This window comes from Vibrio sp. GLN_1, from assembly GCF_043106015.1.
GTDB classification, from domain to species: domain Bacteria; phylum Pseudomonadota; class Gammaproteobacteria; order Enterobacterales; family Vibrionaceae; genus Vibrio; species Vibrio parahaemolyticus.
This window is the reverse complement of sequence record NZ_JBICMD010000036.1, coordinates 678,688-699,010: the sequence shown is the minus strand read 5'-3', so window position 1 is coordinate 699,010 and position 20,323 is coordinate 678,688. Positions and strand designations below refer to the sequence as shown.

At 45.6% G+C, this 20,323-nt stretch carries 17 protein-coding genes; 11 read left to right on the top strand and 6 right to left on the bottom strand.

Translation table 11 applies throughout. The features are described 5' to 3' along the window. Window positions 1-51: 51 nt before the first annotated feature. Window positions 52-933 (bottom strand): AraC family transcriptional regulator, encoded by an 882-nt coding sequence (locus ACF8OV_RS20910; RefSeq protein ID WP_180768620.1) that lies wholly within the window; start codon window positions 931-933, stop codon window positions 52-54. Window positions 934-1,137: 204 nt separating this feature from the next. Between ACF8OV_RS20910 and ACF8OV_RS20905 the strand changes: the two genes are divergently transcribed. Together ACF8OV_RS20905 and ACF8OV_RS20900 are read left to right on the top strand one after the other, a co-directional pair. Beyond that, window positions 1,138-2,286, top strand: a complete 1,149-nt coding sequence (locus ACF8OV_RS20905; RefSeq protein WP_203503096.1) for an iron-containing alcohol dehydrogenase — start codon at window positions 1,138-1,140, stop codon at window positions 2,284-2,286. A gap of 299 nt (window positions 2,287-2,585) precedes the next feature. Further along, window positions 2,586-3,242 (top strand): lysoplasmalogenase, encoded by a 657-nt coding sequence (locus ACF8OV_RS20900; protein WP_005454274.1) that lies wholly within the window; start codon window positions 2,586-2,588, stop codon window positions 3,240-3,242. A 90-nt stretch (window positions 3,243-3,332) separates the two neighbouring features. Here the strand turns inward: ACF8OV_RS20900 and ACF8OV_RS20895 are convergent, their stop codons facing one another. Genes ACF8OV_RS20895 through ACF8OV_RS20885 form a run of 3 tightly spaced genes read right to left on the bottom strand, consistent with a single transcriptional unit; the run spans window position 3,333 to window position 8,231 of the window. Further along, window positions 3,333-4,601: a sigma-54 dependent transcriptional regulator gene (locus tag ACF8OV_RS20895; protein WP_029861938.1), complete on the bottom strand. Its 1,269-nt coding sequence runs from the start codon at window positions 4,599-4,601 to the stop codon at window positions 3,333-3,335. Further along, window positions 4,591-6,945 carry an ATP-binding protein gene (locus tag ACF8OV_RS20890; RefSeq protein WP_203503099.1) on the bottom strand — a complete coding sequence of 785 codons (2,355 nt, stop codon included), beginning with the start codon at window positions 6,943-6,945 and terminating at the stop codon, window positions 4,591-4,593. Before ACF8OV_RS20890 ends, ACF8OV_RS20895 begins: the two co-directional genes overlap by 11 nt. Further along, window positions 6,945-8,231 (bottom strand): ABC transporter substrate-binding protein, encoded by a 1,287-nt coding sequence (locus ACF8OV_RS20885; protein ID WP_029802462.1) that lies wholly within the window; start codon window positions 8,229-8,231, stop codon window positions 6,945-6,947. Before ACF8OV_RS20885 ends, ACF8OV_RS20890 begins: the two co-directional genes overlap by 1 nt. A gap of 287 nt (window positions 8,232-8,518) precedes the next feature. Here ACF8OV_RS20885 and ACF8OV_RS20880 point away from each other — a divergent pair, with 287 nt between their 5' ends. The 7 genes from ACF8OV_RS20880 (at window position 8,519) to ACF8OV_RS20850 (ending at window position 15,993) form a co-directional block, all read left to right on the top strand. Continuing rightward, window positions 8,519-9,898, top strand: coding sequence for an MFS transporter (locus ACF8OV_RS20880; protein WP_005397635.1), 1,380 nt, complete (start codon window positions 8,519-8,521; stop codon window positions 9,896-9,898). Between the two features lie 134 nt (window positions 9,899-10,032). Next, the gene (gene pyk / locus ACF8OV_RS20875) at window positions 10,033-11,511 is read left to right on the top strand and encodes a pyruvate kinase (protein WP_203503102.1); all 1,479 of its coding nucleotides are present in this window, start codon (window positions 10,033-10,035) and stop codon (window positions 11,509-11,511) included. A gap of 209 nt (window positions 11,512-11,720) precedes the next feature. Next, the gene (locus tag ACF8OV_RS20870) at window positions 11,721-12,455 is read left to right on the top strand and encodes an amino acid ABC transporter ATP-binding protein (protein WP_065766179.1); all 735 of its coding nucleotides are present in this window, start codon (window positions 11,721-11,723) and stop codon (window positions 12,453-12,455) included. Next, a complete protein-coding gene (locus tag ACF8OV_RS20865; protein ID WP_203503106.1) occupies window positions 12,455-13,252 on the top strand; it encodes an amino acid ABC transporter permease in 798 nt (265 codons plus the stop codon). Before ACF8OV_RS20870 ends, ACF8OV_RS20865 begins: the two co-directional genes overlap by 1 nt. Before the next feature lie 9 nt (window positions 13,253-13,261). Further along, complete coding sequence (locus ACF8OV_RS20860; protein WP_021454505.1) at window positions 13,262-14,080, top strand: transporter substrate-binding domain-containing protein; 819 nt, start codon at window positions 13,262-13,264, stop codon at window positions 14,078-14,080. A gap of 81 nt (window positions 14,081-14,161) precedes the next feature. Further along, window positions 14,162-15,082 carry an amino acid ABC transporter permease gene (locus ACF8OV_RS20855; protein WP_025522757.1) on the top strand — a complete coding sequence of 307 codons (921 nt, stop codon included), beginning with the start codon at window positions 14,162-14,164 and terminating at the stop codon, window positions 15,080-15,082. Window positions 15,083-15,174: 92 nt separating this feature from the next. Continuing rightward, complete coding sequence (locus ACF8OV_RS20850; protein WP_005479128.1) at window positions 15,175-15,993, top strand: EAL domain-containing protein; 819 nt, start codon at window positions 15,175-15,177, stop codon at window positions 15,991-15,993. A 118-nt stretch (window positions 15,994-16,111) separates the two neighbouring features. Here ACF8OV_RS20850 and ACF8OV_RS20845 read toward each other — a convergent pair whose 3' ends face one another. Further along, entirely contained in the window at window positions 16,112-16,651 is a 540-nt protein-coding gene (locus tag ACF8OV_RS20845; protein ID WP_021448490.1) for an RNA-binding S4 domain-containing protein, read from the bottom strand. Between the two features lie 226 nt (window positions 16,652-16,877). Between ACF8OV_RS20845 and ACF8OV_RS20840 the strand changes: the two genes are divergently transcribed. Beyond that, a complete protein-coding gene (locus tag ACF8OV_RS20840) occupies window positions 16,878-17,831 on the top strand; it encodes an endonuclease/exonuclease/phosphatase family protein (RefSeq protein ID WP_029810395.1) in 954 nt (317 codons plus the stop codon). Between the two features lie 7 nt (window positions 17,832-17,838). On the opposite strand, the gene cra is transcribed toward ACF8OV_RS20840, so the two are convergent. Then, window positions 17,839-18,819 (bottom strand): catabolite repressor/activator, encoded by a 981-nt coding sequence (gene cra, locus ACF8OV_RS20835; RefSeq protein WP_005454171.1) that lies wholly within the window; start codon window positions 18,817-18,819, stop codon window positions 17,839-17,841. Between the two features lie 364 nt (window positions 18,820-19,183). Here cra and fruB point away from each other — a divergent pair, with 364 nt between their 5' ends. Beyond that, on the top strand, window positions 19,184-20,314 hold the full coding sequence (fruB, locus tag ACF8OV_RS20830; protein WP_005498743.1) for a fused PTS fructose transporter subunit IIA/HPr protein: 1,131 nt from the start codon (window positions 19,184-19,186) through the stop codon (window positions 20,312-20,314). Window positions 20,315-20,323: the final 9 nt, after the last annotated feature.

Genomic DNA, 20,323 nt, shown 5'->3' with positions numbered 1-20,323 from the left:
CGCAAATTAATAAAAAAGGCGAAAAAAGTCGTCATTTTGAAATAAAGATCACTATGCCTTTGTTGACCTTGGTGTTTCATTGAAATGTCGCTTGTACTCGCGACTAAACTGTGATGGGCTGCTGTAGCCTACGAGTCGAGCAGCATCATTAACTCGTTTCCCTTCGAGTTGAATCAAATCTCTCGCTTTATTGAGACGCACTTTTTTGATGTATTGCAAAGGTGATTCTAAGGTTACGCTCCGAAACGCTTGATGAAATGCCGAGATACTCATGTTGGCCTCTTCCGCCAATGTTTGGACATTCAATTGCTCTTGGTATTCGGCATGAACTCGATTGAGTGCTTTTGCAACTCTCGCGTAGGAACCTTCTTGGTGAGCCAATTCAAACAACACGTGCCCTTCTTTGCTTACAAGCGTTCGATAGACAATTTCTTCTAGTAAGGACTCGCCCAATATCGCCACATCCAAATCGTTGCAAAGCGCCTTCATTAATCGCTTGCAAGCATCGAGCATGGCGTCGTTCATTCGAACCGATTTGAGGCCACAACGTTTAGAATCTTCGCAGATATTACTGAATTTCTGTGCTTCGAGCTTTTTCACAAGTTTGTGCAGCAGCGTGGGCGAGATGTCGATAGAAATACCGAGCAAAGGCTCATTGTTGGTGGCAAATGCTTCACACTCTAGAGGCATAGGTACGCCCACCACCAAATAGTCATCCGGACCATACTGAACTGGCGTTTGCCCTATATGGATGTTTTTATGCCCTTGGCCAAGCACAATGATCCCTGATTGATACACAAATGGTTGACGGTTATTGCCTTTGCTACTGCGATAAAACCAAACGCCTTCGATAGCAGTTTGCTTGATGCCTTCTAAATTGTGCAGATCATGCTTTTCAACATACTGCTGCATGGTTTCGGCTAATGTGTTCATGTAATGCTCCATAAACCGTCAATCGGTCTACGCTCTGTTGTCATTTTGCTCACTATACTTTCTCTTCTGTTTCCGATTCCAGCGCTATAACAACAATTTTGTAGAAATAGGCAAGTAATTTACAGAAATCGACCTACAACACGACAAAAAGTCGTACTAATATGCACGTATTCAATCTCCTCAACTGGAAACAAGAGGTCTGCAATGAACTTTTCTTATGTCAACCCAACCAAAATTTTCTTTGGCCAACAACAAATCGCATCAATCAAAGACGCGATCCCAGCGGATCAAAAGGTCTTGGTGATTTACGGTGGTGGCTCAATCAAAAAGAACGGCGTATACGACCAAGTAGCAGAAGCGCTCACTGGCCACAAATGGTCTGAGTTTTCTGGTGTAGAGCCAAACCCAACAAAAGAAACATTGGATAAAGCGGTCGCTATCGTAAAAGATCAAAACATCGACTTTATTCTTGCTGTTGGTGGTGGTTCGGTTATCGACGGTTCTAAATACGTTGCGGCAGCATCAAAGTACGATGGTGACGGCTGGGACATTATGATCGGTAAGCATCAAGTTACAGAAGCAACACCGCTTGCGGCTATCCTAACGCTACCTGCAACTGGTTCAGAATCCAACATGGGTGCAGTGATTACAAAAGCAGAAACTCAAGACAAACTGCCGTTCATGTCTCCTGCTGTACAGCCTAAGTTTGCAGTGTTAGATCCAGATGTAATGAAAACGCTGCCTGAACGTCAGCTTATTAACGGAATTGTGGATGCTTGGGTACACGTTTGTGAGCAATACATTACACTGCCTACTGGAGCGATGGTACAAGACGGTTACGCAGAAACCTTGCTAAAAACTCTAAAAACGCTTGGCGAACAGTTTGCAGAGCGCGATGACGACCAATGGCGCGCAAACCTCATGTGGTCTGCAAACCAAGCATTGAATGGTTTGATTGGTAGCGGCGTTCCTCACGATTGGGCAACGCACATGATCGGTCACGAGCTGACTGCTCTTTGGGGCGTTGATCACGCACGTTCTCTTGCCATCATCCAACCATCACTGCTGCGTAACCAGATGCAATTTAAGCGCGCAAAGCTTGAGCAAATGGGTCGTAATGTATTTGGTTTGGAGTCTGGTGATGATCTTGCAGAACGTACTATCGAAGCCATCGAAGCGTTCTACCACCAACTTGGTGTAGCAACTCAACTAGACAACTACGGTGAAAGCCGCGAGCAAGCGATCGATGCTATCATTGACCAACTCAACAAACACGGAATGACGGTTCTGGGTGAAAACCAAGCGATTACTCTTGAACGCAGCCGTGAAATTTTAGAATTAGCCGTCTCATAACAGCAACAACTGTTCACTGCCCTTTCTAGGGTTTAACGGTATTGTGACTTAACGGTCACAATACCGTTTTTTTATGCTATTTTGTAAGCTTCAACGCGTTCAAATATTGGGCATTCTAAAAACAACAATTAATGCACAAAATTAAGTGTTCGCGTTGGTCAGTAAAGTGGCGACCGTTTAGCTTTACATACACAAAAAATAAAATTGAAATCAAAGGTCTAACTTACGCATTTGTTAGATCTTTTTGTTTAGAGTAGCACTACGCTACTCACGTTTGTCTGTTCGAGAGTTCTTTATATATGTGGCTAGTTGTCGTTGTATTAGCATTCATACACATCATAAGTGTCCGTAAAGGGCCGAAATGGCTATTTTACGTATCAAAGCCATTGCCTGTACTTGTGATGATTGGCATTTTGCTTAATTCTCCCGCGAGTCAACTTCCTTACACTCAGTGGATATTAGTGGGTTTATCGTTGTCACTACTCGGTGATTTACTACTAATGTTACCGCGAGATAAGTTCATCATTGGTCTAAGCCTATTTTGCTCTGCTCATTTGTCCTACAGTTATGGCTTTAGCTTAATGTCGGCATGGCATTTCACTCCTTGGCTTCCTATTGCTTTGTTTGGGCTCGGCATTTGCTTTTACTGGCTGTTTCGACCTGACCTCGGCAAAGAAAGAATCCCTGTCGCGATCTACATTTGGGTTTTGATGACCATGTGTTGGATGGCCATTGAGTATTATCTAAGTGGGAAAACGCAGTCGTCTTCGTTTGCGGTGTTAGGAAGCTTTATCTTCATCATTTCCGGCACGGTGCTGGCTTTTGAGCGCTTTGGTGGTTACTCGGTATTTTCTCGGCAAGTGGTGATGGTCACGTACTATTCCGCGCAAACTTTAATGGCGATGTCCGTAATTGCCATCGTGATTCGTTATCCGTATCTCACGGTGATCAGTTAATTTTCTATACCGCAGATGGTTGTTCGCCACTCTGAATTTTGATGAAAAAAGCGTTTGAGCTTACTGATGTAGACCTCAAACGCTTTGTTGTTATCGCGACTTGTAATTGCCCTTTTCAATTCCGTGCTTTTTCATTCTCAAATACAGCTTTTTACGTGGTATTTGCAGATGGTTTGCCGCATCCGTAATTCGCCCGGAGTGCAAAAACAGCGCATCTTCTATGAGCTGCTTTTCAAAATCGTCCACCAAATCATCCAATGGAAGCTGAATCTCATTTTGTGAGTAGATGCGCTCTTTACCCGTTAACTTAACAATTCCGATTGCGTATAACTCAGCGATGTTTCTTAGCTCACGGATGTTGCCCGGCCACGGATAACCTCTCAGTAGCGCGAGATAGCTAGAGTCGACATTTGGCAATGTTTTGCCTAATTTCTTACAACTCAGTTTTAAGAAGTAATGAAATATCGTCACGATGTCGTCAGGGCGCTGACGCAATGGCGGTACGTGAACCACGCCTTGGTTGAGTAGATAGTACAGTTCCGGCAGCAATTGATTTTTGGTGATGTACTCTTCCGGTTCTGAGTCAAAAATCGTTACAACACGCAGATTCTTTTTCCCACAACGTTCTCGCGCCAGTAATAATTGAGCCAGATGCCGTTGTCCCTCTTCAGGTAGTTCAGGTAAGTTCTCCAACACAAGTAAACACGACTGCTGTTTGTCGATGGCCTCATCAATGCTATCCATTGTTGTGCTAGCACTGAGAGCAAAAGAGCCATACTCCGTTTCTTCACTCTTAGACATCATGTCTTTAATTAACCCCGCGACGCTGTGACGCCCAGTGCCCGACTCACCATAAACCACCACGTGTGTGTCCAGTAACGCGTATTGGGCGACAAGCTTGCGGATCTGCTCCATATGCGCAGACTTACCAATTAATGAGCGCGAAATAGATTTCTCCGCCTGTAGCTGCAATTCCACCTGGCTGCTTCGAGTTTCAAGCTGCTGTTTTACTAGTGTTAAGAGCTCCGCAGGATTGATCGGTTTTTCTAAAAACTCACATGCGCCCTGCTTTACTGCATCAACCGCCATTGGAATATCGCCGTGCCCAGTGATCACAATGACAGGGATTCGCTCATCGACGTTTTTGATCATCCGAAGCAGTTCTAATCCATGCATTTGCGGCATGTACATATCGAGAATAACAACGCCCGCCCACTCTGGAGAGACATATTGCAGCGCTTGTGTTGGGTCGTTAATGGCTTTTGACTTGATTGATGATATGTTCATCAAGTACGAATAAGAGTCCAAAACATCCTGATCATCATCGACCAATAATACTGAATATGGGTTATTGCTCATTAGGTAACTCCAACACAACCATCGCACCTTTTTCTAATGAGGAAGCGAGGTAGATACTTCCTTTATGCTTTTCTATTAATGACTTACAAATATTCATCCCCAGCCCTAGGCCAACTTCTTTTGTCGACACAAAAGGCTGAAAAATCCGCTGCACAATCTCTTCACCAAACCCAATGCCGTTGTCACTGATTGCAATCAGTGTGGTTTGGCTGGTTCGTTCCACCAGCGCCATTTGGATCCGTTTTTGTTCGTCCCTTGTGCTTTCCATCAACGCATCACAACTGTTTACTAAGACGTTAATGAAGACCTGTTCTAGCGCCAACATGTCGCCTTGCACTTTTACATCATCAGGTAACTGGTTTGCTATGATGATCTGTTGACGCTTCGCTCGCGTGTTCACAATGGTGGATGCTTGCTCCGCCACCTCATGAACACTTACAGACTTCACTTCTCTTTCACCTTCTGGCTTGCGAGCGAATTGGCGCAAACTGTTGATGATCTTACTCATCCGAGTTGCCAAACCTTCGATGTGGGTAATGGATTCACCAACCTTTTCTGGAGATTCCTGTTCGAGGAACATTCTCGCGCTGTATAAATACGTCGACATTGCGTTTAATGGCTGATTAAGCTCATGCGCTAAACTGGTCATGGTTTGCCCTACAACCGCCATTTTTGCAGCTTGAATCAACTCATCTTGCGTCTTTTTGAGATTGTCTTCGGTGCGAATACGCTCTTCGATTTCATTTTCTAGCTGTTGGTTTTTCAGTAGCAAATCTTGCGTTTTTTCTAGCACCCGACTTTCCAAGGTACGCGTGGTCATTTCTTGATGAGTGACATCCGTAATGGTCATGATCAGTTTGTATTCAGCACCATGAGCGAAAGGACGAATATCGAAACGCACATACTTTGGCTTCTCGTCTCCAAGTGACAATGTCACATGAATTTTGCCGAGTTCAATCCACAAGTGAGAACCATCGAATACCTTTTTTAGTTGATCTCGACAGCTCTCTGGGAAGTACTCCCAAATCGGATAACTTTCGTTAACCTCACCAAGTTTCAACAACTTACGCGCGCTTAAGTTTGCTGATTCCACTACGCCATTGAGGTCACTGGTAATCAAACTCGCCGTAGTGTTGTTGATTAGGCTCAAAGCGTTAGTCCGCTGAATTTCCTGTACCTTTTCACCGTACTCGATGAGCTTTTCACTCAAGCGTCCGATCTCATCATTGCCGTCCACCACAACCGGATGGCTCAGGTCGTTTTTGATGATGGCATCAATACTGTCACCTAACCCTATTAAACGTGCCACAATGCGGCGGTTGATGAAGTAATACGTCAAGAACATGCTCGTCATGATCGACAAACTAAAGCAGACGATCAAAACGTGGTTGCCATAAGACACACGCTCGGCGGTTTCACTCTTAACCTGTTTGAACGTTTGGTCCGCAGTAGAAACCAGTTCACCGATTTGTTCATGAATGGCTTCCATGCTGAGCGCGATTTGCTCTTGTATTTTCTGAATGTCGCCGTTCAGCGTCACTAATGACATCAATTGTTTATCGAACGCGCCTTCTGGACTCAACACAACCACAAGTTCTTGCAATAACTGTTTGTAAGCGATTGAGGTTGGCTGATTCATTAAGGTTGTGCTGCTTTCTTGCAGATCCATCAAGCGAAAGTGAATCACCTTCATCCCATTGTCGACCTGCTCCGGCATTGATGCGCCAGCAACATCAATCGCCATGTCGTACACCGCCGATTCAATATCGATGACCCGTTGCAAAGTACTCAATTGCACCAGCAAGTTTTGAATTTCTTTCGAGTCGTTTACCCGCTCAATCTGCCAGTGCACTTCTTGTCGAACCGGTTTGAGCTCAGAGCGAATATCTTGGTGAAGCCAGTTAATCTGCTCCATCAGTTGATCGACGCGGCGAGTTTGATCGATGCGAGTTGAAATCATATCCACGTACTTTTCCAGTAGCGAGGCAAGGCCAGCTTCCGATTCGAGCAATTGATAAAACTCCGAGCTCATCTTATTGCTTTTCAGAACTGTCGAAATCTCGGCCAATTGCTCGTTGACCTGCATGGCTTGTTCAGTCAGCTGTACTTTGTTGTCTACCGCTTGCAGCGCTTCTACGCGGCGGTTAATTTCACTGGTTTTACTTTCGAGAAAATAGCTGGCGTTATATTTAGGCACGCTATCTTCCAACAAAAGGCGCACCTGATTATCCAAGCTGTTCCATGTCGCCCAAGCGACCAAACACACCACGGTGAGCAAGAGCGTGCTGCAAGCAAAAGCGGCAATTAAGCGGGCACCAATGGTTTTGTATTTCGGGTATAACACTACTTCTCTTTCCCTCGCCATTGAGCCAATTGCTGATTTACGTTGTCCAGTTTTTCCGACATCGCACGCCCCAATTCATGGGAAAACTCTGCCAATAACGCTTGGTAGTGCGTCATGCCAACTTCGGAATCTTTATCCATGGTCGACAGCTTTTGCGCAATTTCGGTTACTTGCGCTTTGCTCAGTGGCAATTCAAACAGTTGTTTTTCAATGGCTTGTAGCGAACGTTGTTTCTCTGGTTTTCCGTCGGCAAGTCGATTCAATTTAATGAGCGAGAGCCAAGCATCTTGAAGCTCCGGTAAGCGCTTGGTGATCGCGGTATCAAAAATCAAGTTGATTAACGCTTCGCGTGGCATTACCTGTTCTAGGTCGAGAACGGGATTTTCTCCACCGTATCGAGCCGTATCGTCAAGCGCTGTTTTGGAGAAGGTGCTGCTTTCCATCTGCTCTTGTACTTCTTTCGAAAGCAAATGAGCAATAAAGGACTCTGCCAACTTATCACTCTTGCCCCGATTGATTTGCGCAATATAGGTAGGCATCAGCGTAAAGTCTTGGTCATAAGCAAAGCCAACGTAGTCGAACTTGCGTTGCGCAATCAGTGCGTAGCTGTCGATCGTCGGCCCAATACCAAACTTACCTTTGGCGATATAATCCGCCACTCCAAAACTGCGAGAAGAGATCGTCGCGAGGTTCGCTCCCACATTGAGTAAAATCCGCCAGCCCTCTTGCCAACCATATTGACTAAGCACACTCTCGACCATCAATTGCGTGGTTCCGGAGCGGCTTGGCGTGCTCATGGTAACGTGACCAAAGTACAGCGGATTAGTCAGATCTTGAAAACGCTTCGGTTCTGGTAAATGGTTCGCGGCCAAATAATCTTTGTTCCAAACAATCCCGGCGCCTGAGTATCCAAACGCCACGACTTGATCGTTATTGGGTAATAGATAAGGCGACAACCATTTCGGCACTTGCACACGCGCCGACATATCAGCCAAACGATGTTCATTAGACAGCTCTTGCATCAGAAACGGCGACGAGCTCAACACCAAGTCGATATCCTTCATGTAGCTTTTGCTGAGCAATTGCAGGCTTGATTGAGTGCGTCGGTGAACCACTCGGACTTCAGCATCAGGGTAGTGCTGCGTAAAGTCATCCACCAAAGCAGTGATTGGTGCTTGAGAGAAGGTCGTGAGTATCACCAACTCTTTTTCTGCTGCCATTGTGAGTGGTGCATAAAGCGCCGCACCAAGAAGTAAACGACGCCCAAATTGCTTGAAATCAGCCATCAAATTAACCAAAAACCTTAAATAGTGTGCGGTAACTCAAATCTATGAAAGATTGTCAAAAAATCTTACAGAGTATGTTTGAGTCACTATTGACGCACTTCAACCAGAACTAAGCATATTCTATCAGTAACAAGTGTCAGCCTAACGTTCTAAATTCCCGTTTTTGACTCAACCTAAATATCAATATGGGTCAATTCTGTCTCAAATTCATGCCTTTGTACTGTGCAATCTGTCACTTCAAGATAGCCCTGCAACAAAACATTTGTGATTAAAACTTGGAGTGCAAGATGTTTAATTTCTTTAAAACACGCCCTGACCTCCCTCTTTCAGATGGCTCGAAAGAGGAAATGCAAGCGCGTTTCAAACGCTACCAATGGCATGTATTTTTAGGCTTGGTTTTCGGTTACGCCGTCTTCTACGTAGTTCGTATGAGTTTAGGTGTTGTTAAAAAACCAATGCTGGATGCAGGCATCGTAACCATCGAAGAACTCGGTATCATGGGTTCGGCTTTCTTCTTCACTTACGCTTTTGGTAAGTTCTCGAACGGCTTCCTTTCTGACTATGCCAACATTGGCCGATTTATGTCGTTCTCTCTACTACTGTCTGGTATCACCGCAGTATTCATGGGTTTGAACACCACGGCATTCTTCTTTGTTCTGCTTTGGGGTCTAAACGGCTGGTTCCAATCTGTTGGTTCAGCACCGTCTTGTGTGTCTCTGTTCCAATGGTTCTCACCAAAACAACGTGGTAGCCGTTACTCTATCTGGGGTGGCTCACGTAACATCGGTGAAGGTATCACTTGGATCCTAACGGCGTCTCTAGTGAGCTACTTCGGTTGGCGCGCAGGTTTCATCGGTGCGGGTATTGCAGCGATTGCAGCAGCGATTTGTATGTTCTTCATCCTAAAAGACCGTCCACAAACTTACGGTTTGCCAGATTCAGCAACAGCATTCGACGAAGAACCTGAGATCAAGAAAAAGAACGATCCGCAAGCAACTCGTCGCGCTCAAATGTTCATCCTGAAGCAACCAACCGTTTGGCTAATTGCAGCAGCGTGTGCAGCGATGTACATCTCTCGCTACGCGATGTCTTCTTGGGCAGTGCTTTACCTACAAGAAGCAAAAGGTTACTCACTGATTGACGCTGGCTTCGCAATGTCTACATACCCTATCGCGGGTCTAGCAGGTGCAATCCTATCAGGCATCATCTCTGACAAGGTGTTCAACTCTAACCGCCATATCCCGACTCTACTTTACGGATTGGCGAACATCGGTGGCATGTGCTTGATGTTCTTCGGCCCAGATAACCGCATCGTTGACGCAGTAGCACTCGGTATGATCGGTTTCGCTATCGGTGGTCTGGTTGTGTTCCTTGCAGGTCTAACTGCTTGTGACTTGATGCCTAAGAACGCAGTTGGCGCAGTGAAAGGCTTCATCGGTCTGTTCTCTTACATCGCCGCTTCTGGTCAAGAGTTAGCGTCAGCTTCTCTAATCAAAATCACAGAGGTTGATGGCGTAACTAAATACGACTTCTCTCAAGCGCAATATTTCTGGCTGGCTGCTGGTGTGATTTCTCTACTTCTTGCTCTAACAGTTTGGAATGCGAAGAAAGTGGTTGATATCGACCCAGTTGAAGAAAAAGAGCTAGAAGCTCGCCCTAGTCACTAATCCTGACTAAAGCGGGAGGCAACTCCCGCTTACTCCCCCAATGTCTTAAGTTCTTTTGCAAAGAGTGCTTACGAGATTGATAGAAAATCCCCCCGATTTCTATTTTCCTTTTTAAGTGTCGATTGAGGTGACAAATGTGTAAAACCAAAATTGTGGCTACGCTAGGCCCAGCAAGTGAAAGCCGCGAAACACTAACTAAATTGATTCGAGCAGGCGCGAACGTAGTCAGACTCAATTTTTCTCACGGAACGGCGCAAGAACACATTGCCCGCGCGAATTTAGTTCGTGAAATTGCGGCCGAACTCGACACTTATGTTGGTGTGTTAGTCGATTTACAAGGCCCTAAGATTCGTATTTCTTGCTTCGAAAATGGCGCAGTTCTACTCAATCAAGGCGACGTATTCACGCTGAGCGGCACACTTGACGCACAATCGGGAACCCAAGAAATGGTTGGGCTTGATTACCCAGAGCTGATTCAAGACGTGAACGAAGGCGATATTTTGTTGCTAGATGATGGCCGCATTCAGCTAAAAGTAAGCCAAGTACAACGTGACGAACAGTGGATTAAAACCGCAGTATTGAACAGCGGTAAATTGTCTAACCGTAAAGGCATTAACTTGTTAGGTGGCGGTCTTTCCGCTCCGGCTCTTACCGCGAAAGACATTCAAGACATCGACACCGCAGCTAAACTTCGAGCCGACTTCCTTGCCATTTCTTTCCCACGCAATGCACAAGATATCGAATACGCTCGCAGCTTGGCGCAAAAAGCAGGTTGTCACGCCAAGATTGTCGCGAAGGTAGAACGCGCAGAAGTGGTTGAAACCAAAGAAGCCATGGATGATGTCATTAAAGCATCAGACATCATTATGGTTGCTCGCGGCGATTTGGGCGTAGAGATTGGCGACGCACGACTGCCAATGGTGCAAAAATCATTGATCAATCGTTCTAAACATTGGGGTAAGCCTGTCATTACCGCGACCCAGATGTTGGAATCGATGATCGAGAATCCTCTCCCAACTCGCGCTGAAGTGTTAGACGTGGCAAACGCGATTATCGACGGAACAGACGCCGTGATGCTGTCGGCGGAATCGGCGGCGGGTAAATACCCAATCGAAGCGGTCGAAGCCATGGTTCGCATCGCACAAGGTGCAGAGCACGAGCTGGAATGCAACCATGACTGCTGGGATACTCTGCAACACTTATGTTCTAACCCAGGCAAAAGTTTCGCGCTTTCATCAATGATTTCGGCTTCTCGCGTTCATCAAGACCTTGGCGTTGCGATTTTAACCCAACATGGTGAAACACCCCTGTTGATGTCTCGCTGCCAAAGTAAAACTAAGATTTGGGCTCTGAGCGACAACCCAGCTTTACTTGCACAAATGACCATTCTACGCGGTGTTGAACCTTTGTATTTCAAAGCAGCAGAAAGCCACGTCGATCTCGCGCCACAGTTAGTGGAATGCTTACGTCAAAAGGCCAACGAAGCACATATTTCCTCCATTTTGATGACCCAACTCGACTCCATCGAAGGCATGGGTGAAATCAACGCGTGTCGCTTGCTGAGCTTGAATGTGTCTTCTCACATGAAGCCAGCGGAAGAAATCGCAGCTTAGGTTTACCTCCCCCTTATTCAAGCTCGACCTTGAATTTCTCCCCCATAACTTGCTCCACAGGGACTTGACCTGCCAAATGGCAGGTCCTTTTTATTGCGCACGATATAACCAACCATTCGCTGACTCTTGGAATATGAGCGTTAACTTAATGAAATCGCATTCACAACTTGTTATTGTAGAGCGATTGTTATCCCTAAAAGCGTGCCCCTTTGAAAGAGAACACTCCCGTCGTCGAATTTAGCAACGTAAACAAGTGGTATGGCGATTACCACGCTCTAAAAGATATCAACTTCTCCGTACATTCTGGCGAGATCGTCGTTGTGTGTGGCCCTTCTGGTTCAGGAAAATCAACGCTCATTCGTTGCATCAACCATCTTGAATCGATTCAAGAAGGCCAACTTTACGTGTTCGACCAGCCTTCTCATGCAAAATCTCTCAAGCCCGGTAAAATCGGCATGGTGTTCCAGCACTTCCACCTTTTTCCTCATTTGACTGTACTGGAAAACCTTACCTTAGCGCCGATTCGCACACTCAAATTGTCAAAACAAGAAGCTGAAAAACGCGCACGACATTACCTCAAGCGCGTCAATATTGAAGAACAAGCGAGCAAATACCCCATCCAGCTTTCCGGCGGTCAGCAGCAGCGCGTCGCGATTGCCCGTTCCTTATGTATGGAACCGGACTTACTCCTTTTTGACGAACCGACTTCGGCGCTTGATCCGGAAATGATCAACGAAGTGTTGGATGTCATGGTTGAACTGGCACAAAGCGGAATGACGATGATTTGCGTCACGCACGAAATGGGATTTGCCAAAAAAGTAGCGAACCGCGTGGTATTTATGGATGAAGGCAAAATTGTGGAAATGAACTCACCGACCGCCTTATTTGAAACACCAAAGCATCCACGAACCCAAGCATTTTTGAACCAAATTTTAAGTTACTGATGATAGTTCGCGTAATCAAACCCATCCTTCAAGCTTTGCTGCAAATGATGCTCCTCTTCATCGCGATTGTGTGGGTGTTGGACTCTGGTGCCGATGCTATGGGCTATCAATGGCAATGGGAACGCGTACCTGATTACATCGCTTTTTATGAAGATGGCGAATGGTGGCCAGCAGAACTTATCGATGGGCTATTGGTCACGCTTAACATCTCGGCTATTAGTCTATTCTTCACCTTAGTGTTGGGGTTGGTCACCGCGTTACTAAGGCTTAGCGATTCGAAAGTCGGCAATGTTATTGGCACCACTTATGTCGAGGTAATACGTAACACGCCGTTGTTGGTGCAAATCTATTTACTCTACTTCGTGTTTGGCCCCGTGATTGGTTTGGACCGATTCAACACCGCCGTTTTGGCATTGTCCCTTTTCCAAGGTGCCTACACTGCGGAAATATTCCGCGCAGGTTTAAACAGTATTCCTAAAGGGCAATTCGAAGCAGCACAAACACTCGGGTTATCACCGTTTTACACTTACAAAGACGTGATTTTGCCTCAGGTTTTACAGCGCACATTACCGCCATTGACCAATGAAGTGGTTTCTTTGATCAAAAACTCTTCCATTGTAAGCGTGATGGCGATTTTTGATTTAACAACACAGGCACGCAACATCGTCTCTGAGACGGCGATGCCGTTTGAAATTTGGTTTACCGTGGCAGCAATTTATCTTGCTCTCACTCTATCACTTTCTGGCTTGTCTGCATGGCTAGAACACAAACTCGGAGCCAGTTGGCGCAAATTATAAGGAGATAACATGAAGTTATTCAAAGCGACCATTACTGCATTATTAGGGCTAGCCATCGCTATGCCTACAATCGCGAAAGAAGACGTTGCCACTCCCAATGTAGATCAAATCAAAGAACGAGGCACTTTGCGCGTTGGTATGTCAACATTTGTTCCTTGGGCAATGCGCAATAAGCAAGGTGAGTTAATCGGTTTTGAAATCGATGTGGCCAAACGCTTAGCACAAGATTCAGGTTTGAAAGTGGAATTTGTACCGACTGCATGGGATGGCATTATTCCCGCACTACTGGCGAAAAAGTTCGACGTGATCATCGGTGGCATGTCGGTCACGCCTGAGCGTTCCAAAAGCGTGTTGTTTACTGAGCCCTACTCGCACTCTGGAGTTCAAGTGGCAGCGAACAAAGAGCTTGCTTCAGGTTTTAGCGAATTCTCCGATTTTGACTCACGACGCGTAAAAATTGCGGCTCGTCGCGGTGCATTCACCGTTCAAGTAGCCAGAGAAACCTTCCCGAAAGCGAAGATTCTGCAATTTGATGACGACGCGCAAGCGTTCCAAGAGGTACTGAATGGTAACGCCCATGCGGTTATTGCTTCTAGCCCAAAACCAGAACATGAGACAGTGAAACACAGCGACAAGCTATTCCTTCCATTCTCTGAGCGACTATCAAAAGGTAACGAAGCCTTTGCGGTTCGCTTAGGGGAGGAAGATAAAAAAGCCTTTTTCAATAAATGGATTGAAGAAAGAACCCAAGATGGATGGTTAAAACAGCGTTATGAATACTGGTTCTCGACATTAGATTGGCAAGACCAAGTCGCGCAAGGCCAGTAATCTAAATGGCTCGTGGTCTTCGCGAGCCTATACTTTTGAATCATCTATTTTACTTTTCCATCATCTATCGGAGTTAAATTTTTGGGCGAACAAACCACCACTCGCACAGCACCCACCAAGGCCAACACAGGTTCCTTTCTAGTTCGGTTAAACACGCTCGATTGGGTACTGCTTATTATCTGTGGTATTTGTGGTGTTTGGCTGTACCATCGTTCCAGCGTTGGTGTGCATTATTTGTGGCAGTGGAAAGAGGCGTTTGAACTACTTTTTACACCAAGATCTGACGGTGGTTTGCCCTACTTCTTCCAAGGTTTGATTTCGACGTTAAGGCTCAGTATTTGGGGCATCAGCTTCGCATTAGTGCTTGGCACTTTGTTGGGCTTAGCGCGTTTCTCTCGCTCCGTCTGGTTGCGCACACCTGCCAACGCGTTTATTCAGTTGGTAAGAAACATCCCACCGTTGGTTTTTGTTTTTATTTTCTACTTTTTCATTTCTAACCAATTGATCCCGTTACTCGGTTTGGAAGATCTTCTACGAAACTACAACGGTGAACCAAATGCGCTACAAAGCTTTCTTTTTGGACCTTCTAACCTTTGGGAAAATCTTGCCTCTGGTGTGTTATGCGTCGGCTTACTTTCTTCTGCCTACATAGCAGAAGTTGTGCGCGCAGGTTTACAAAGCATCGACCAAGGTCAGTGGGAAGCGGCGGATTCATTGGGCTTGTCTCGATGGGTGAAGTACCGATTCGTTATCGCGCCACAGGTGCTTAAAGCAATAACACCTGCACTTGCCGGTCAAACCATCTCTTTGGTGAAAGACACCTCCATCGTTTCGCTAATTTCTATACAAGAAATGACTTTCGTTGGGACAGAGATGGCAAACTCATCAGGATATATCTTTGAAATTTGGCTGATTGTTGGCTTTTCTTACTTCTTGATTTGTTTCGGTCTGTCACTCATTTTTCGATATATTGAGAAAAAATCGGAATCTATTTCAAATTAACTCAATAGCACATGCAATTAGACACATTTGATTCTTCAAATTGGAACTGCATCCTGTTACATTGACTCAATGCTAAATTCTCGGCGTTTTTCATGGAGTTAAAGAAACAGTCTGACTACGAACAGTACATAAGACAGGACGGTCTTGGGGAATATTACGTAGTCATCAACCAATTCACTTTTCACAGTGTTTATCAGCCGATTTTTGATAAGCACCAACGCGTTATTGGAATGGAAGCCCTCCTTCGTATTCATGGCGCAGACGGCGTTCAAATTCGCCCAGACATTTTTCTCTCCAACGCAAGTATCGACCCTTACTTTCGCTTATGTGTTGAATTTTTATCCCGAGCCATGCACATCAGAAACTTCGCTCGTCACTTTGCCGGAACGCCGATTAAGCTCTTTCTCAATGTTATGCCTCAAACTCTACTCACGCTCACCAAAGACATGGGCTTTAAAGACAACGGCTTGCTTTACAAACGTCTTGCCGATTTGGGTATGACCCCGTCTGATGTGGTGTTTGAGGTTGTAGAAGAATCCTGTGGCGATACTGATTTACTGATCAAAGCCGTACAGTTAATGAGAGCGAATGGCTTTATCTTTGCCATCGATGATTTTGGCGCGCAACATTCCGACATTGCCCGAGTTCAGCAGCTTTGTCCTGACATAATTAAAATTGATCGCTCTTATCTACTCGATTATTGCGCTGGTGATACCTTTTCCATTCGAAGTGCGGTAGATCTAGCGGCAACCATGGGGGCCAAAGTAATTATCGAAGGGGTTGAAGAGAACAACCAGCTGCAAGCCATGCGTCAACTGGAACTCGATTATTATCAAGGATTTTATCTCGGTAAACCAAGTGCAATTCATCACTGGACAGAATACGCAACCTGCCAATGCACGGTGCATTAAGCTTATCTCGTCATGCCGTTCATGCCGCATAAGCCACACAAACTCTCCCAACAAAAAAGCGCCGAACACATGTCGGCGCTTTTGGTATGTTTGAGTTTGAACACTAAGATTCTATCGCTTAGAAGAAGTCGATAGAGTTACGTCCACTCTTCGGGTCACGCGTTGCTAGTGGTTTGTCTTCTTTCTTGCCTTTCTTAGCAGATTGAGACAACGCTTCTTTTTGTGCTTTGCGCTCTTTATGTGCCGCTTTACGCCCCGTTGATTTAGGTCCTGTGCCTTTTGCTTTAGGCGGCTTACTTTGGCGAGACTTCTCTTTACGAGTAGATTGCGCTTCTTTCTTCGCTTTCTTTTCCGCTTTTTGTTCTGCCGTTTCTGGTTCTGTCACTGGCGCGTCACAAACCACCACATAGTATTCTTGGTTAAACTCAAAAAAGTCACCATCGTACATTTTGCGGCGTTTACGTGTTTCTAGCTCGCCATTCACCGCAACATAACCTTCTTCGATGATATGTTTTGCTTCGCCACCACCACTGACCAAGTTTGCGATTTTAAAAAGCTTATACAGTTCGATAGGATGCGCATCAACATCAATGCCGATCGCTTCAATTTCAATCTCGTCGCCTTCTAAATACTCTTCGTGGTCGTAATCTTGGGTCATGTTATTTACTCTTCATATTTGATGCTCTGAAGTTTAAACGCAATGCCCCAAAATAGAAACCTCAGCCAATGCTCTATCGTAGGTTCTTTGTGGCTTTTGAGCACGTCTTGACCTATTTAACTGACCATTCGCAAGCTGTTACGTCAATGCCAACTTCAAACGAGGCTGCAATTCCATAATCCGAAGGTATATACTCTCCAGGTTATTGTTAAAAAGAGCGAATACTTTGTCTCAACCAAGCAGAATTACCTTTGTTACGGCTAACTTGTTTAATTTTGTCGCACCGCCGAACGCCTACTACGACTTCGAGAATATTTATTCCCAAGAGCAGTGGCGAGAGAAACTTGCTTGGACGCAAAACCAATTAGAAAAGCTCGAACCGGACATTATCGGTCTGCAAGAGGTGTTCAGTGTCGAAGAGACCCGCGCGTACTTTTTGTCACTTGGCTTTCCGTATTTCGCAACGGTCGATACCCCAAAAATAGAAGACGAGTATATTTATTCTCGCCCCGTCGTCGCGATTGCGTCTCGCTTTCCTATTGAGGATGTAAAACGCGTAGAGTTCGATTCAAACTCACTCACGCCATTTGGGGTAAATGAAGCACCCGATTTCAGTCGCAAGCCGATTTATGCGCAAGTCGTTCACCCAGTCCTTGGTCACATTGCCATATATGTCACTCACCTCAAATCTCAACGCCCTGCGGATACCGAAACGCCAGAACCATCAAGTCGCGTAATGGCTCGTTGGTTGTCTACACAGCAACGCGGTTGGGAAGCGGCCATGTTGCGAGATGCGATGCAGGCACAATATCGAGCACATCCGATACCGACCGTGTTAATGGGTGATATGAACCAGCCCATCTCAAAAGAAAGCGTTAATAACGTGCTTACCGAAACATTTAGTGACAGCGTCACTGAATTGCAACTAAAGGATGGCTGGCATCTGCAAACGGGCTCGTCTCTTGAAATTCGCCCTGCGACTCACTACCACTTTTCTACGGGGAACGTGCTGGATTACATCCTGCTTTCTCAAGAGTTTGATACACATTCGGATGTATCGGTAGCGGAAGTGATTGATTATCAAGTGTTAGAACAACACCTGATTAACCCATCCTATGAGAAAGACAAAAACGCCAGCGATCACGCGTTTGTGTCGCTGACGGTCGAAGTGAAATTGTAAGTGTTGACTATTGTCGTTTAACAATTTTGCGAGGAATAAGCTCCACACCTGGCTTGTAACGTTTGGCCGAGGCATTCAGTGCCAACTCCATCGCGCTATCAGCAATCAACTCAAATTGCTGAGGCAGAGAGTTGATTTTCACTGGTAAGAAGTCCAGCAGTCGATTATCACCAAATGTCGCCAGACGAACTTGACTCATGAGCTCTGGTTTTTCAAGCATCACGTCTAGGACGCCTTCAAGCAACGTGTAGGAAGTCGTCACGATCGCATCAGGTAAACTGTCTGCTTGAACCCATTTATCCAGTACCTTTTTTCCCTCCTCACGAGAGAAGTGCAAACCGTAACCGACGGTCATTGCCGTATCGTCTTTTTGGCAGGCAGACCGAAAACCCAGTTCGCGCTCTTTCGACACTTGCAGATCTTGCAACGCACCAATCAAACCAATGGTTTTGATCTCTGGAGACAGTACCGATTCTGTAAGCTCAAAAGCAGCATCAAAATCTTCACTGATAACGCAACAAAAATGCTCATCATCCATTGGACGGTCAAGTGCTATAACCGGAGTGCCCGAGTTTTGTAACTTGAGATAATACTCATTAGCCGATGGCATACCACTTGCGACAAATAGCGCGTCAATTCGGCGGCTGATTAGCGCTTCAGCAACCTTTTTCTCCGTTTCCGGATCATCATCTGAGCAGCCAATTAGAATTTGATAACCCGCCTTACGCGAGTTTTGTTCAATCAGTTTTGCAAGGCGTGCGTAACTGGTGTTCTCCAAGTCTGGGATGATAAGTCCAAACGAACGCGAGTTACCGGCACGCAACGAAGAAGCGGCATGATCCGGCTTGTAATTGTACTCGTCGACAACCGCCATCACTTTCTTTTGCGTCTTTTCGCTGATGCGGTATTTCTGCGCTTTTCCGTTAATTACATAGCTTGCAGTTGTCTTTGAAACCCCTGCCAATTTGGCTATTTCATCCAGTGTCATATTCTCAACCCTATTCTGTGCGCACGATCATATTAATACATCAACGATCTTACGATAAGTTGAATTATAAGCTGAACCGATTCAGTATAAAAGCTGAAAGGATTCAGCAAAATCTAAAAATTGACGAAAATCACCAAAATCCAGCAATGCAGTAAGTCTTCGTCTAGGCTTTAAGCAATACTGCTCAAGGGGTGTTTAGCGTCAGATTTTTAAAACATTTTGCTAAGTCTTTTAAAAAATTTGCCACTTAGCTGAATCGATTCAGTACCGAAAGAAGATTTAGCTAAGACACAACAAAACTAGAGCAAGACTGAATACATTTTTAATTTGATTGGTACGAATACCTTAAGGCTGGAGAAGCACCATGCTTAAGCTAAACAAGAACGACATTACCCTCTCGCAATCAGCGACAGATAAGTTTGCAGCAATCAAGAATATTGCGCAAAGCCTGACAGACAAAGGCCTTGTTGAACAAGGTTATGTGGAAGGCATGCTAAATCGTGAAAACCAAAACTCAACGTTTTTGGGTAACGGCATCGCGATCCCTCACGGTACAACCGACACTCGCTCGATGGTAAAAACCACTGGCGTCGCTGTTCACCACTTTCCTGAAGGTGTAGATTGGGGTGACGGAAACAAAGTCTTCGTTGCGATTGGTATCGCGGCAAAATCAGACGAGCACTTAGGCATTCTGAAGCAACTGACCAAAGTGCTAGGCGCTGACGGCGTGGAAGAGCGTCTTCGCGATGCAAAAAGCGAAGAAGACATCATTGCCCTACTTCATGGTGATGTTCAGCTTGAAGCGGACTTCGATGCGTCTCTTATCCAACTGCTTTTCCCTGCAAGCGATATGGTACAGATGAGCGCTGTGGCTGGTGGCCTCTTGAAAAACACTGGCTGTGCTGGCGCTGAATTTGTTGCTGATCTCGTGACAAAAGCACCGACTCATCTTGGCAACGGTTTATGGCTAGTTGGTAGCGATAAGCACGTTTCTCGCACCGGTGTGTCTTTTGTCTCGACGGCCAACGATTGCGAATACGAAGGCCAAAAAGTGCGTGCTTTGGTTGCGTTTGCTGCTTGTAACAACGCTCACCAATCAATTCTGAACAACTTGTCTAAAATCGTTTTCAACAACGAACAGAATAAACTGTTAGATGCCTCTGCAGAACAGATTCTCGCGCTATTCAAAGGCGAAGAAGTGGCAGCGCCAGCCGAAGATGGCAACGTAGCAGTCTTTAAGATCAAAAACGCACATGGCCTTCACGCTCGCCCGGGTGCGATGTTGGTTGCAGAAGCGAAGAAATTCGAATCAAACATTCGCGTGGCAAACCTAGATGGTGATGGTAAAGCAGTAAATGCGAAAAGCCTGATGAAAGTGATTGCCCTTGGTGTGAAACACGGTCACCAATTGCAGTTCTCTGCTGAAGGCCCAGACGCGGCTCAAGCGCTGGAGTCTATCGGCAACGCGATTGCTTCTGGCCTAGGTGAAGGTTAAGGGGCACGC